The organism is Campylobacter showae (genome assembly GCF_963515975.1).
In the GTDB taxonomy this organism is placed as follows: Bacteria; Campylobacterota; Campylobacteria; order Campylobacterales; family Campylobacteraceae; genus Campylobacter_A; species Campylobacter_A showae_F.
This window is the reverse complement of the sequence record NZ_CAUPZM010000010.1, coordinates 47,088-61,191: the sequence shown is the minus strand read 5'-3', so window position 1 is coordinate 61,191 and position 14,104 is coordinate 47,088. Positions and strand designations below refer to the sequence as shown.

15 protein-coding genes are annotated in these 14,104 nt (G+C 47.6%); 1 reads left to right on the top strand and 14 read right to left on the bottom strand.

Annotated elements, in window-relative coordinates; genetic code table 11:
- The 7 genes from tsf to RWM02_RS05225 form a co-directional block, all read right to left on the bottom strand.
- Positions 1-854: translation elongation factor Ts (tsf, locus tag RWM02_RS05255; RefSeq protein WP_314069723.1), on the bottom strand; the 854-nt coding region annotated here is incomplete at its 3' end.
- Entirely contained in the window at positions 854-1,654 is an 801-nt protein-coding gene (rpsB, locus tag RWM02_RS05250) for a 30S ribosomal protein S2 (protein ID WP_122861894.1), read from the bottom strand. The genes rpsB and tsf, both read right to left, overlap by 1 nt.
- A 282-nt stretch (positions 1,655-1,936) precedes the next feature.
- On the bottom strand, positions 1,937-3,085 hold the full coding sequence (gene iadA, locus RWM02_RS05245) for a beta-aspartyl-peptidase (protein ID WP_314069718.1): 1,149 nt from the start codon (positions 3,083-3,085) through the stop codon (positions 1,937-1,939).
- Between the two features lie 501 nt (positions 3,086-3,586).
- Complete coding sequence (locus tag RWM02_RS05240; protein ID WP_314069715.1) at positions 3,587-4,366, bottom strand: DUF4198 domain-containing protein; 780 nt, start codon at positions 4,364-4,366, stop codon at positions 3,587-3,589.
- A 298-nt stretch (positions 4,367-4,664) separates the two neighbouring features.
- The gene (locus RWM02_RS05235) at positions 4,665-5,234 is read right to left on the bottom strand and encodes a tetratricopeptide repeat protein (RefSeq protein WP_314069712.1); all 570 of its coding nucleotides are present in this window, start codon (positions 5,232-5,234) and stop codon (positions 4,665-4,667) included.
- 122 nt (positions 5,235-5,356) lie between these two features.
- A complete protein-coding gene (locus tag RWM02_RS05230) occupies positions 5,357-6,079 on the bottom strand; it encodes a purine nucleoside phosphorylase YfiH/LACC1 family protein (RefSeq protein ID WP_314069733.1) in 723 nt (240 codons plus the stop codon).
- Positions 6,080-6,104: 25 nt separating this feature from the next.
- Positions 6,105-6,737 (bottom strand): riboflavin synthase, encoded by a 633-nt coding sequence (locus tag RWM02_RS05225; RefSeq protein WP_314069709.1) that lies wholly within the window; start codon positions 6,735-6,737, stop codon positions 6,105-6,107.
- Positions 6,738-6,947: 210 nt separating this feature from the next.
- Between RWM02_RS05225 and RWM02_RS05220 the strand changes: the two genes are divergently transcribed.
- Complete coding sequence (locus RWM02_RS05220) at positions 6,948-7,586, top strand: Crp/Fnr family transcriptional regulator (protein WP_314069706.1); 639 nt, start codon at positions 6,948-6,950, stop codon at positions 7,584-7,586.
- Positions 7,587-7,809: 223 nt separating this feature from the next.
- Here the strand turns inward: RWM02_RS05220 and RWM02_RS05215 are convergent, their stop codons facing one another.
- The 7 genes from RWM02_RS05215 to RWM02_RS05185 form a co-directional block, all read right to left on the bottom strand.
- Positions 7,810-8,667, bottom strand: coding sequence for a formate/nitrite transporter family protein (locus RWM02_RS05215; protein WP_314069701.1), 858 nt, complete (start codon positions 8,665-8,667; stop codon positions 7,810-7,812).
- A 9-nt stretch (positions 8,668-8,676) separates the two neighbouring features.
- Positions 8,677-9,120 (bottom strand): hydrogenase 3 maturation endopeptidase HyCI, encoded by a 444-nt coding sequence (locus RWM02_RS05210; protein WP_314069699.1) that lies wholly within the window; start codon positions 9,118-9,120, stop codon positions 8,677-8,679.
- Positions 9,121-9,184: 64 nt separating this feature from the next.
- Positions 9,185-9,529, bottom strand: coding sequence for a formate hydrogenlyase maturation HycH family protein (locus RWM02_RS05205; RefSeq protein ID WP_314069697.1), 345 nt, complete (start codon positions 9,527-9,529; stop codon positions 9,185-9,187).
- Entirely contained in the window at positions 9,526-10,356 is an 831-nt protein-coding gene (locus tag RWM02_RS05200) for an NADH-quinone oxidoreductase subunit B family protein (RefSeq protein WP_004322348.1), read from the bottom strand. Before RWM02_RS05200 ends, RWM02_RS05205 begins: the two co-directional genes overlap by 4 nt.
- Positions 10,353-10,892 carry a formate hydrogenlyase complex iron-sulfur subunit gene (locus RWM02_RS05195; RefSeq protein ID WP_295145296.1) on the bottom strand — a complete coding sequence of 180 codons (540 nt, stop codon included), beginning with the start codon at positions 10,890-10,892 and terminating at the stop codon, positions 10,353-10,355. The genes RWM02_RS05200 and RWM02_RS05195 overlap by 4 nt, the downstream gene beginning before the upstream one ends.
- Positions 10,889-12,625, bottom strand: coding sequence for a hydrogenase large subunit (locus RWM02_RS05190; protein ID WP_314069694.1), 1,737 nt, complete (start codon positions 12,623-12,625; stop codon positions 10,889-10,891). Before RWM02_RS05190 ends, RWM02_RS05195 begins: the two co-directional genes overlap by 4 nt.
- A complete protein-coding gene (locus RWM02_RS05185) occupies positions 12,622-14,103 on the bottom strand; it encodes a hydrogenase 4 subunit F (protein WP_314069692.1) in 1,482 nt (493 codons plus the stop codon). Before RWM02_RS05185 ends, RWM02_RS05190 begins: the two co-directional genes overlap by 4 nt.
- Position 14,104: the final 1 nt, after the last annotated feature.

The window sequence follows — 14,104 nt, the reverse complement described above, 5'->3', positions numbered from 1 at the left end:
GCGTAAAATCTCTCGATCTTGCCAGGGATGATCTTATCCCAAATTTTCTCAGGTTTGCCCTCGGCTTTTAGCTCTTCTTCGATCGCTTTTGTAGCCTTTGCAAGCTCTGCATCGCCTATTTGGCAGCGGCTAGCATACTCAGGGATGTGATGAAGAGGCTTGCCTAGGCGTTTTAGCTCTTCGTTATCTTTTTCAAGCTCGGCGCGAAGTGCGATAAATTCCTTCTCGACAAACTCTTTGTCAAGGTCTTTGTAGCTTATGACGCTTGGCTTCATAGCGGCTGCGTGCATGCACAAATTTCTTGCGAATTCAGCCGCTTTGTTTGCGATTTCTGCGCTTTCGCAAGCTAGGCCGATTAGTACGCCTACGCGGCCATTTGAGTGTACGTAGCCGTTTACTACGCCTTTGTCGTCCGCTTTTATAGTCTCAAAGCGGCGAACGACCAAATTTTCGCCGATAGTAGCGATCTGGCTTTTGAAATAATCCTCAAATTTAACACCGTTGATAACGCTTGCGTTTAGACTCTCGACGTCTTTTATCAAATTTGTTTGGATGTGAGCCGTAGTGTCTTTTGTCAAATTTTGAAACTGAGCGTTTTTAGCAACAAAGTCGGTCTCAGAGTTTATCTCGCTAATAGTTGCGGTTTTGCAGTGATCACAAACAACAACGCTCACAAGACCCTCGCTAGCTAGGCGGTCAGCCTTTTTAGCAGCTTGACCTAGACCTTTTTCGCGAAGAATATCAACGGCTTTTTCCATATCGCCGTTAGCCTCGGCTAGCGCCTTTTTGCAGTCCATCATTCCGGCTCCGGTTGATTCGCGGAGCTCTTTTACCATTTGTGCGCTGATTTCCATTACTCTTCATCCTCGCTGAAGTCCTCTGAGAAGTCTTCGTTAACAGCTTCGTTTACGACTGCGTCTTTTTCGGCTTGACTTACGGCCTCTTTGCCTTCTTCTAGCTCGCCGCCGTCTTTTTCAAGCTGAGAGCGTCCCTCGATGATAGCCTCGGCCATCTCTTGGCAGAAAAGCTGAACCGAGCGGATCGCGTCGTCGTTGCCAGGAATCGGGAAGTCGATAACGTCAGGATCGCAGTTTGTATCGATCGGAGCTACGACAGGGATTTTTAGGCGGTTAGCCTCTTGAACGGCGATTTTTTCTTTTACTGTGTCGATGACGAAAATCATATCAGGCACGGTTTTTAGGTTTCTGATACCGCCTAGAGACGCTAGAAGCTTCTCTTTTTTGCGGCGAAGCATTAGAGCTTCTTTTTTAGTTAATAAATTTATAGAGCCGTCTTCTTCCATAGCCTCGATTACTTCGAGTTTGCGGATAGATTGGCGGATAGTGCCGAAGTTTGTCATCATGCCGCCTAACCAGCGGTGATTTACGTACGGCATGCCGCATTTTTCGGCATACTCTTTTAGAGTTGCGCCGGCTTGCTTTTTAGTACCTACGAAAAGTATCGTTTTACCCTCGGCAGCCGCGTCGCGCACGACGTTATAAGTGTAGCGGAAGTAGCGGATAGTTTTTTGTAGATCTATGATATAGATACCTTTTCTCTCGCCGAAAATGAATTTTTTCATCTTCGGATTCCATCTGCGCGTTTGGTGTCCGAAATGAACGCCGCACTCTAGCAAATCTCTCATTGTTACCATGAGTTTTCTCCTTGTGGGTTTCCCCGAAATTTAGGTTTCTCCTCCACACCCATTAACATTTGCTTTTGACAAACGCAACCAAATTTTAGGACTGGTGTGTGTGAATTGAAGCTTGGATTATATTTAAAAATAACTGAATTAAAGCTAAAATTAATATAATCCAAGCCTAGGCGCGGTTAAATTTTGCGCTGCAAAGATGAGGTGCTTGCAAGTGGCGAGCAAGATCATACGTCAAATTTAAACTCGCCAAATTTTAATAAAGCGGCGAATTTACTCTAAAATTTACTCAAAAAATCCCTTTTTCATGAGCTTGCCCTCTTTTACGCAAAACTCCCCTTTCGCGATCACGCTATCTAGGTTTAGAGCTTCGTCAAATACCGCAAAATCGGCGTCAAAACCTACTTTTATCTCGCCCTTGCCGCTTAGATTTAGGTATTTTGCGACGTTTTTGCTCATCATACTTAGAGCTTGCGGGATGGTTAGGATTTTATTTTTGACGCAGGCTTGCAAGACCTCTAAATTCGTCTCGCACGAAGCGCAGCCGTAGCCAACCAGCGCGCCGTTCTCGTCAAATCTAGGCACACTACCGTTGCCGTCCGAACTCATCGTTAGGCGCTCTAAATTTAGCCCGTTAGCTAGCCCGTACGCGATGGCTTCGTGAAGCGGCATAAACTGGCTTCCGCCGCTCGTGATGTCGATGTAGCCGCCCATTTTTTGAAATTTGATCGCCTCGTCAAAGAGCTCTTTGGTTCGCGCGCAGTGCGTCGGCGAAAAGTAATTAACGGGGAATGAATAATCCTTGATCACGCTAAAAATCAGGTCAAATTTATCCGCTAGCCCGCCCATATGCATATGCAGCACGCCGCCTTTTTTCGAGATCATACCGCCGATGCGGATCTGCGTCAGGGTCTTGATGAGCTCCTGAGAGGTCGGGTAGCTGCCGCGGTTATCACTCATCGCGATCTTACAGCCGATGACCTTGTCGATGAGCACCAGATCGCGCGTGACGGAGCCCGTAAATGTAACGCTAGGCAGCGCGTAAGAGCCCGTGTGGATGAAGGTCGAGATGCCCTCGTATTCAAGCGCCTTGGCCTTTGAGTAGAGATTCTCTAAGCTCCTCGTGCACCCGTCGGTGCCCAGCGTGCCTACGACCGTCGTCGTGCCGTAGCGGATGATTTGCGATAGCGTTATTTCGGGCGTTCTAGAGTGATAACCCGCCTCGCCGCCGCCGCCCGTGATGTGCACGTGCTGATCGATTAGTCCGGGTGCTAAAATTTTGCCCTCCAGATCGTAAATTTCAAGCCCGTCTATAGTAGAATGGCGAAAATCAAGCCCCTTAGAAACGGCTAAAATTTTACCTCCGCCGAGCAAAACGTCGCTCCTACCGACGTGCTCCGGCGCGTATAGATCGGCATTTTTAAGTAACAGCATATTTTCTCCTTTGCTTTGGATTTTTATAAATTTTACGTTTTTTGGCTTTCTTGACTGCGATGTCGCGCCGTCATTTTACATCAAATTTGATAAAAACCGGATATTTCGGTTTTGGACGGAGAAACGGCGATTTGGACGATGCTTGGGTTTTATTTTTGTAGATTAGGCGGGCGGAGTCAAATTTAGCAACCTAACCGCTTAGCTGCACGCTTTCTTCTATCTTCATTAGTCCCGTAAATACGCGCTCGATGGCTTCTTTTTGCTCGCTAGAGATTTCGATCTTTTTTCGTTTAAAAGCAAATTTACGAGCTCCTCGTTTTGCAGTGTCTGGACGTCAAATTTTCTCGCGTTTGCAGCGATTTTTGTCGCGAGAGGATTTTTTGATTTAAAATTTTCGTACGGCATTTTTTCCTCGTTTTTGCGTTAGGTTACGAAGCGATTATATGAAATTTAAGGTAAATTCGGGCTCAAATTTTACCCAAAGCCCGAATTTGCGCCGATTTATTCTTTTATATCAAAACCTAGCGTCGTTTTTAGCGTCTCTTTGTCGCATTTTGCGGCATCCGGATAAGGCCTTTCATAAATCACCTCAAACACCCAAAAGCCGGGCCTTAGCGCTACGACTTCGGTGATGCCCTGCGCGTCGGTCATACCGTAAAACGCGCGCTTATCCTCTAAAAATCCCGCAAAAGTGCCGGTTAGTTTGGCGCGTTCTAGCGGCTTGCCGTCAGCCAAAACTTGTAGTTTAAAGGGCTTATCCACGCGAAAACTAGCCGGATTTTGCAGCGGCACGATCTCGATTTTCTCTCCGACCGGCTTAGCGACGAAGTCGTCTGCTTCGCCTAAATTTAGGATTTTTTTGGACGTTATCGTCATAAGGCGGCAGATTTGCACGTCGCTTAAATCTTTTAAATCAAGCTTATTTTTGCCTATGATCCACTTGCCGTCGCTACGTTTTTTTAGCGAATACATCGGATTTTGCCGCGCAAGCAGGATATAGGTGCCTTTGCCCAGCTTTTCGCCCTCGTAGCGGTAGTTTTCGCCGCTTTGCGCTAGCTCTTTTTTATGCCCGTCTTTGCCAATCAGAGCAACGGGCGCAAAAAGATGCACACGCTCTTGCATTATGGGCTCGTAGTTTGGAAAATCGTCGCTATAGCCCATTTTTGCGACGAATTTGCCCATCTTTTCGTCGTTCGCCCCGTCCACCCAAAACATATGCGCCTGCGCCGAACAAACGGCTCCCGCAAGTATCGCAGCGGCTAAAATTTTACGCGTTTTCATACTTTTCCTTTCGGTTGTTTTTGAGATTTGATGTCAAATTGTAGCCAAAATAGATTAAAATTTGGATTTATTTTCGGAGAGGTTTTAAAATTTAGATTTGCGGCTTTATTTTGTAAATTTATACGGCAAATCGCTCTCTTTAATCGCCAAAAGCAAAATTTGAATAATTTTTACGAATTTACGAAGACAAATCATGTCTTAGCGAGTAAAGCATTTAGATTTAGCGCGAAACTCGGGCGCATTTTTACAAAAAGCAAAGCACAAAACGCGCCTGAGTTAAATTTATGACGCTAGCGGTCTAACGCTTTAAAATTTTAGCGTTTTCGCAACCGACGTCTAGCCCCATCTTGCAAGCTTTTTCGTAAAATTTAACCGCAGCTTTGACGTCCGCTTGCATGCCCATACCGCGCTCGCTCATGTAGCCCGCCTCGTTGCAGCCTTTGGCTAGGCCTAGCTCGCACGCGTTTTTATAGAGCTCGTACGCCCGCGCTTCGTCTTTTACCGCGCCGACGCCCGTCTGATGAGCGTACGCTAATGCGTAGCAGCCCAGCTTATCGCCCATTTTGCAAGCTCGCTCGTAAAATTTAGCCGCCGTCTCAGGCTGTTTTGCCGCGACCTTGCCGCTAGCGATCATCGCGCCGATATCGTAGCAAGCACGCGCGTGTCCGCCCTCGCACGCTAGATTAAACAGTCTCGCCGCCTCGCTAAAATCCGAGACTCGGTACATCGCTAACGCGTCTTCAAACTGCTTATTTGCCGAATTTGCAGGCGCGCTCGCAGGGACACTTGCCATCTCGTTTGAGGATCTCGTTTGCGCCGCAAAGAGCGCACTCGCCGCAACAATCAAACAAAGTAAAATTTTTCTCATACTGACTCCTTTTTATGAGGTTTCGATTTAAATTTTAGCCCTTTTTGATAAACATAAATGAAATTTTAACTAAACTCGTCTGGCCGCACGCTCGTCGGCGCCCAAATTTAGGGCTCATACGGCTATTTCGGCAAGATTTTATTTATCGCAAAGCCGCAAAATCGTCCCGTGACGCCATCTCTGCGGTAGGAAAATATCCCCTGCGTCTCAAACGTACAGCGCGGATCAAACTCCACTCGCTCAACGCCAAGCTGCGCAAATTCGTCCCGCAAGGCCGCTTCCATGTCAAATTTGCCGCCATTTTTATAGCGGCTAAACTCGGCCAAATCAAGCTCGCCCACCTCGTAGTTTCGCGCCTTGATATTTGCACCCACGAATACGCGCAGATCGCCCGCCTCGCAGCCAAACTCGCTCGCCATCAAATTTACCGCGTTCGTGCAAATTTTACCCGTTACGCCCGCCCTGCCCGCATGCACGGCAGCAACCACGCCGCGCTGCTCGTCTGCTATCAAAACAGGCGAGCAGTCGGCAACCAAAACGCAAAGCGCTACGTCTCTAAGCGCTGTTATCACGCCGTCGCAAGGCGGTAGCTCATCATCAAGATTTCGCAAAATTTCCACGCGGTTTGAGTGAATTTGGTTCATAAATTTTAGATTGTCGGACGCGACGCCGATTTGCTCGGCTAGGATTTCTCGATTTTTAGCGACGTTTGCAGGCAGGTCGCCGACGTGATCACCCAAATTTAAACCCTCATACGCACCATCACTTACCCCACCAAAACGCGTCGTAAAGCCAAGCTTCAAGCGCTCGCTCTCAAAAACTACGTCTAAAATTTCCCGCTTCATTTTCGTCAAATTTAACCCGCCAAACCTAATAAAGGCTCGCGATATGCTGCGACTCATCCCAGCTGATCTCGCCTTTGCCGCCGTTTTGGGCGCTGCGACCAAACTCCAGCTGCCTAGCCACGTAGCGCGCTAGCAGGTCGCTTTCTACGTTTACGCGGCGCCCCGGCTCAAACTCGCCGAACAAGCTCTCGCGAAAAGTGATCGGGATGATCGTTAGGCGCACGCCTGTCGGCAAAACTTCGTTGATCGTGAGGCTCACACCCTCGACCGCGATGCTACCTTTGTTCGCTATCAAAGGCATGACGCTAGAGGGCAAATTTATATAAAAATCAACCCCGTTTTCGCGCCGCTCGATACGCGCGACCTCGCCGATAGCATCGACGTGGCCTTGTAGCAGATGCCCGTCCACGCGGTCGGCTAACCGCATCGCAGGCTCGATATGCACGCGTCCGCGCAAATTTTCCGTCGCGATGTGCGCTCTAGTCTCAGCGCTAAGCTCCACGCTAAAGCCGTCTGCGTGCAACTGAGTCACGCTAAGACATGCGCCGTTTACCGCGATGCTATCGCCTAAATTCGGGCGGTATGCGGCTTTTAGTCGCAGGGTATTTTGCGAATAGCTCGCAACCTGCGCGATCTCTCTAATCAGTCCGTTAAACATTTTTCGTCCTTAAATTTTGAGCTATTTTATAAAATTTAGCCTCAGAGCGGGCTAAATTTACCGTCTAAATTTTAGCCGCCCGATTTTTTGCCGCGACGCAAATATGCAAAACTAACAGGATAATCGCGCCCTGCCTCGGTAAATTTAATACACTTTAAAAATATTTAAGATAAAATAATCGCCAAATAATAATCATAAGAAACGATAAACTTGAAAAAATCACGACTAGGCCTGCTTGAGACCGATATTTTAGACGTTTTGGATCAAAACGAACTCGCCAAATTTAACCGCGAGTTTCTGGCCAAAGGCGCTACGATCTACGCCGAATCCATCAAAGTCGTGATACTTAAAAGCGGCTCGGGCAAGCTCTCGTTTTTCGAGGACGGCGAGGAGTTTATCGTCTATCACCTCCAAAAAGACAACATCTCAATCATAGACGACGTGTGCGTGCTAGAGATCCTAGAGGACAGCGAGATCTACTCGATCGATGCAGACGACATGGGCGAACTGCTAAAAAACGAGAGATTTGCCAAAGCATACGCCGACACGCTCGTAAACATCTCGCTACTGCAGCGCCAAATCATAAAATCGATACTGTTTGAAAGCGCAAAGGGGCGCATCGCGAACTTCCTCGTCGAGCTCGCCGCCGAGCAAAATTTGACGCAAAACGGCTATCACTACGTCTTTTTACCGTTTTCGCTAAAGGTGCTTTCAAGCTTCGTCGGCCTCAAGCGCCAAAGTGCGAGCACCGCATTTAACGAACTAATCAAAGACGACATCATCAGGCGCATAACGCCGCATGAATTTTTGATAGTGGATTATGAAAAACTACAAAGCTATACGAACTAAAATTTAAATTTACAAGCCCAGATGCGCACCGCAAAAACGCTAAATTTGAGTTTTTAAATTTAATACAGTTAAATTTGTAAATTTAGTAAGCTATGTGATAAATATTCAAGACGGGTTGTGTGTAGTTTAAATAGTTTTTGGTGGATACGACGGGAGCGGACCGGTCGTCCGTGACCCGAGTATCCTAGCCGAAAACTATTTGAAATCCAGCCGAGCCGGGGAATTACTTCTTTTTCATGTCAAATTTATTCGCCATAAATCCAACCAATCCCACAAAGAAAAGTCCGCCGCAGATATTGCCTAGTGTAACGGGAACCAAGTTTTTAACGATGAAATTTCCCCAGTTTAGCACATCTAGCTTATCGGTCGTAGTGTGGAGCAACGCTGCTGCAGCATTGACGTCGCCGCCGTTTGCCGCGATGTAGTGAGCTTTAGCGATGATGGCTTCAGTGATGATAAACATATTTGCCACGCAGTGCTCCATAGAGCATGCGACAAACGCGCCGATCATCCACATAATGGCAAAAAATTTGCCCGCTAAGTTGCTCTCGCTGGTCGCAGTCCAGATAGACATACAAACAAACACGTTACAGAATATTCCTCTGATAAATAGCTCGTGAAACGGCGCGGTAACCTTGCCTATACCTGAGGGTATAAAGTGTTGCAAGATGTAGCCGTCGTATTTTAGCGGTAAGCCAGAGTAGTAGTACATATAAGCAATTAGCGCGCCGCCGACGAAGTTAAAAATCCAAACGATCGCCCAGTAGCTAAAGGTCTTGCCTAAATTTAGCTTGCCTTCATACGCGCTAACGCCGCTCAAAACCGAGCTCGTAAATAGATGTCCGCCGTAAAAAACGACCATCATAAGTCCGCAGCTAAAGGTGATGCCGCCGATGAAATTTGCCAGTCCTATAGACTGCTTTTCAGCCATGCCCACGGTTGAGTGCGCCCAGAAAATATCGCCCATAGCAATCGCCGCGCCCGCCATGATAGCTAGAAAAATAATGCTCACTAACGGAGTATGCGCCTTGTGCTCCATCGAATTTGACACCGCTTGCGCGGTTTCTGCAGGATTTAACATGTCCTTCTCCTATTTTAAATTTTTATCTATCTCCAAAATGCGCTCGTAAGCTTTTTGCGCGCTTTTTTTCGCATTTTCGCTTAAGCCCTCTTTAAAATCAAGCACGTTTTCAAGCAGCACGCTAATGCCTAAAAATATCGTTTTGGGGCAAATTTTGCGCAGGTAGCTTAAAAGTACGGGCGTGGGCAAGTTGTGCGTCGAGTAGATATAGTCGCGTTTGTTGCTTAGATCAAAAAATTCGATCGCGCCGTCTTTAAACCCGCTCATGGCGTCTACCACGACGATGATATCGGGCTCAAATTCGCGAAGCGCGCCAAACTCGTTTTCAGGCACGTCCTGTCCGTAAAATACCCGCCAATCTTTCAAATTCGCCTCGACGATCCGCCCTGTTTCGTTGCCTACGTCGTCGTCGCCGCGCATGGGATTGCCGATGCAGAGTAAAGCCTTTTTCATCCCAAAAGCCCTCCGCGCGCTAAATTTAACCCGTAAGCGTTTGCCGAATTTGAGCTAATTTTCATCAAAAGTCCTTCCTAAGCACCAGATATCCCTCGCGCAGATTTTCAAGCTCTTTTTTTAGCTCGCATTCGCAAAGCTCGGGGATGAGCCTAGCCGCATGCTCCCTAAATATCTCCACTTCAAAATACTTGCTTAAATTTCCCAGCTTAAATTTGACGTATTCGCCGCCGTTAGCGACGATACGCTCAAACTCCTCGTCGGGTATTTCGAGCGTTTTTTCGCTAAAGTCCACCGTCCCCACGCCGTGTCCGACGCAGACTGAAAATAGCTTGATATCTTTTAGCTCTTTTGGCATCTTTTCGTTTTCGTCCATGTGGCGGCGGGCGAGTTTATAGACTCTTATCATCGTTTATCCCAAATTTCTTTTTTAACGTCGATGGCGTTTTGCGTATCGCGTTTTGCTTTGGCGTATTTTAGATAGACGTCGTTGTAAAGCAGTCCCATACACTCGGCGTATCTAGGGTCTTCTTCTTTATGGATAGCCTCTAGCATTACTTTTTTAGTAGCCGCTACGTCGTGGATATTAGGAGAAGTTTTGGCTGCATCCATATATTTAGCAAACAGCGTCCTGCCGAAGATATAGCTCATTAGCCTCTTTGCCTCGGCTTCCAAATCGCGCTCGAAAAGTATATCGCCTATGATAGACTCTTTTACGGCGGGGGCTTTGCAGTCGTCTTGTTCGAAGCTTCTTTTTTGTAGCTTTTGATCTATGATGCCAAGAGCCATACCAAGGCCGTAGATGACGCTAGCAGGATGCGGAGGACAGCCCGGGATATAGACGTCTACGGGGATAATCTTATCTATACCGCCCCAAACGCTATAAGCGTCGTAAAAGATACCGCCCGTGCTGCCGCATGCGCCAAACGCTACCACGATCTTTGGATCGGGAGCCGCTTCGTAAGCGCGAAGCAGCGGATAATACATCTGGCGCGTAACCGGACCCGTGCAGAGCAAAATGTCCGCATGGCGAGGGTTGGCTACTAGCTTAAATCCGAAGCGCTCCGGATCCCACATCGGCGTGATAGCGGCGAAAATTTCTATCTCGCAGCCGTTGCAGCTGCCGCAGTCGATGCGGTAGACGCTAAAGCTTCGTTTGATATTTTTTAGATGTTCTAACTTTGCGGTTAGGTCGTTTGCCGTTTTTATATTTTCGGGAACTTGATAAAGGCTCATTTTATCCCCTCCTCTACGTCTTTAGTTATGCGCTCTACGGCTTGGGCTTTTTTGCACTCCGGGCAGATATATAGATAGTCTTTAGCCTCTTCTAGTCTACCCGGGAGCAAATTTGCCGTGCTAAGCTTTGAAAAAGTATAGTTGATAAGGCGAACCGGCGTATAGGGTTTGCCGCAACATTTGCACTTTTGCATCTCTAGCTCGCCGCGCTGTATTAGCGCGCTTTTGTCAAATTTAACCGCTAGCTCGAAACCCTGGCTTAGGCGCACGCCGCCCGTTGGACAAACCTCGTCGCAGCGTCCGCAAAATATGCAACGTCCGCAGTCAAACTGCCACACGAGCTTGTCTTGTTTTTCGTTCATCTTTAGCTCTATGGCGTTGCTAGGGCACGCTACGCCGCACGCCGCGCAACCTATGCAAAGCTCGTAGGTGTAAAACGGCTGCCCGCGGAAATTTTCGGGTACCTTATAAGGCTCAAACGGATAGGCATAGGTCGCCTTTCCGTATTTTTCGGTTACGTCAAATAACTTCATCATCTTAAATCCTTTTTGCTAATTTTGCCCGTTTGGCAAAATTTCTTAAGGTCTTTTTCGGTTAAAATTTTGCTCTTTTTGGTATTTACGTCCACTACGGTAACGCGGTCGGTGCAGGAGTAGCACGGATCTAGCGAGCAAACGATAAGCGCCGCGTCTGAAATGTTATTTCCGCGGAACTGATAGCGAAGGCTAGGCCAGTTGTTATAAGTAGCCGCGCGGCATCTCCAGCGGAAAACCTTTTGCGCGCTGCCTTGCATGATCCAGTGGACGTTTTCGCCGCGAGGAGCTTCTACGTGTCCGAGGGCGAAATTTTCAGGCTTTATCATCGTTTTTGGATCGATTGATATCGGCGTTTGAGGCATTAGCTCCAAACACTGCCTGATGATATGTATGGACTCTTTTAGCTCGTTATATCTCACGACTTCGCGGCTAAATACGTCTCCGCCGTGTTCTACGTAGACTTTAAATTCGATATTTTTAAAGAAATCGTAAGGGTGGTCATAGCGGTTGTCGCGCTTTAGACCCGAGCCTCGCATATTAGGACCTACGGGACTAAAGTCTCTTGCTACTTGCTTATCTAGCACGCCCACGCCTTTCCAGCGCGCGATTTGGCGTTTATCGTCCATAACCGCGTCCCAAATTTCAGAAATTTGAACGTCGAGCTTGTTTATCATCTCGATGCCCTTTTTTATCTCGTTATCGGTCATATCGCGGCGAAGTCCGCCCATGATGACGTTACCGTAGGTTTTACGGCCGCCCGTTACTAGCTGGGCTAACTCCATAGAGTACTCGCGTACCCTAAAGATATGCATAAAAGCGTTATAGTTACCCGTTACCTCGCAAGCTAGACCGATGTTTAAAAGATGGCTGTGAAGGCGCTCGATCTCAAGGCAAATCACGCGGATAGCCTGCGCTCTTAGCGGAACTTCAAGCCTGATAGCCTTTTCCGCCGCTTCTATACACGCAATCGCGTGAGCGTAGCCGCAGATGCCGCAGACGCGCTCTGCAAGGTAGCCCATCTGATCGTAGTTCATACGGTTTTCGGCTAGCTTTTCCATACCGCGGTGCTGATAAAAGAGGCGGTAGTCCGCGTCTATGATCTCGTCGCCGTCGCAAAATAACCTAAAGTGTCCCGGTTCGTCGCTAGTTACGTGCAAAGGTCCAAGCGGCACGTCGATGACGCTATCGCCTTTTGGAAATAAAAACTCGGTATCGGGCTCGTCTTGGTGAGCGACGGGATCTGGGCGGTAGCGGTAGTCCATCGCGTCTTTTCTAAGCGGATAAAGGCCGTCCGGCCAATCGTCGCTTAGCACCAATCTACGCTTATCGGGCAAGCCCTCGGCTACTAGGCCGAACATATCGTAGGCTTCTCTTTCGTACCAAACGCAAGCAGGCACTAGCGGCGTAACGGACGGAAAAGTCGGATCGACGCCGGGAATTAGCGTTTTAACGGTGATAAAGCACTTATCCTCAGCGGCAAAGTCGTCTTCTTCCGTCATCTTGCCGCCCTCCATAGACAAAGCGTAGTAAAGCGCAAAACAGCCGTTTATAGTCCTCTCGTCGCTAGGTATCATCGTAGAGATGAAACCGCCGATATCGTAGTAAAGGGTCTTAACCGCAAGCGGAAGGTCGTTTCTGTCCACTAAAACCGTGATTTGATCGTCGTCTTGGCGGGTTACTTCTAGAACCTTTACCTTTGTTTTTAAAATTTCAACGAATTTATCGCCTCTCATAATAGTTCTCCAGTTATTATCTTAACGCCATTTTCAACCAGCGTATAAAAGTTATCCACGTGCCAAACGCCAAAGATTATAATCAAAGCGCAAAGCAGGATAAGCGGTAAATTTTCTAATATACTCATCTCTTTATTGTGAACGACCGCGCCTTTAGGTTCGCCAAAGCTTGCTAAGTTAAAGTGCGAGAAGTCCGCGATAAAGATGATGGCAAGAGCTATCGCAAATAAGGCGACGCTAAAGTATTGACCGCTATTTACGGCGCCGACGAAGACGTTAAATTCGCTAACGAATATCGCAAACGCAGGCACGCCTACCAGCGAGCAAACCGCTGCGCCAAACATCATCGTAGTTACGGGAGCTATCTTTATCATACCGCCCATTTTGCTCATATCTTTGTGTCCGTAAATTCTAGCGATATTGCCCGTTGAGCAAAACGCAAGAGCCTTGGTAAAGCTGTGAGCTAGGCAGTGGAATATAGCAGCAAATAGCCCGAAAAATCCACCCACTCCCAAAGCAAAAGCTATAACGCCCATATGCACGATAGAGTGGTAGGCAAACATCCTTTTTACGTCGTGTTGCCTGATTAGGAAAATTCCGCCCACAAATAGCGTAATAAGACCCGAAACTATCATCACGCTTTGGACGAACTCCATACCCGTAGCTTGAGCCGCGATAGCGTAGTATCTAAATAAAGCTAGCATCGCGCACTTTAGCAAAACGCCTGAAAGCAGAGCCGAAATCGGTGCAGGGCCTTGGGCGTGAACGTCGGGAAGCCAGGTGTGCGTAGGAGCAAGGCCGGCTTTGGTGCCAAATCCGATAAGCGCAAAGACGAAGATTAGCTTAGCGACGTCGGGGCTTAAATTTTTAGCGTTTGCCATTATGCCCGTCCACAACATCGCAGCCTCGCCGTCTTTTATCTCTGCAAAAGTCGCAGAGTAAAGAAGCACGGTCGCATAAAGCGCGAACGCTAGGCCGATAGAGCAAAGGACTATGTATTTATAGCCGCTCTCGGTTGATTTTTGATCTTTTAGGATCGCGACTAGAAACACCGATGAAAGCGTAGTAGCCTCGATCGCAGCCCACATAAACGCGACGTTGTTACAGATGACGCTTAAGCTCATCGTAAAGATAAACACGTGGCTAAGCGCGTAGTATTTCTTAAGCGCGCTTAAATTTATATGTCCCTCTTCAAGCTCCCATTTCATATAGTGGGTCGCGTATAAATTTACTAGTAGTCCCGTAACCGCGATAAGTATCAAAAATACGCAGCCAAGGCTGTCTAAAAACAAAAATTTATCGTGCGCGTAAAACGTACCGCCCGTTAAAACCTTGCTTACGTTAAATAGCAAAGCTAAAGACGTAACCGCGCTAACTGCTACGTGAAGCAAGCTCAAAAAAGCGTAATTTTTCGGAGAGAAAAATAGCAGTATCGCTCCAAGAAGCGGTAAAATTAATATCAAAGTTAAACTATCCATC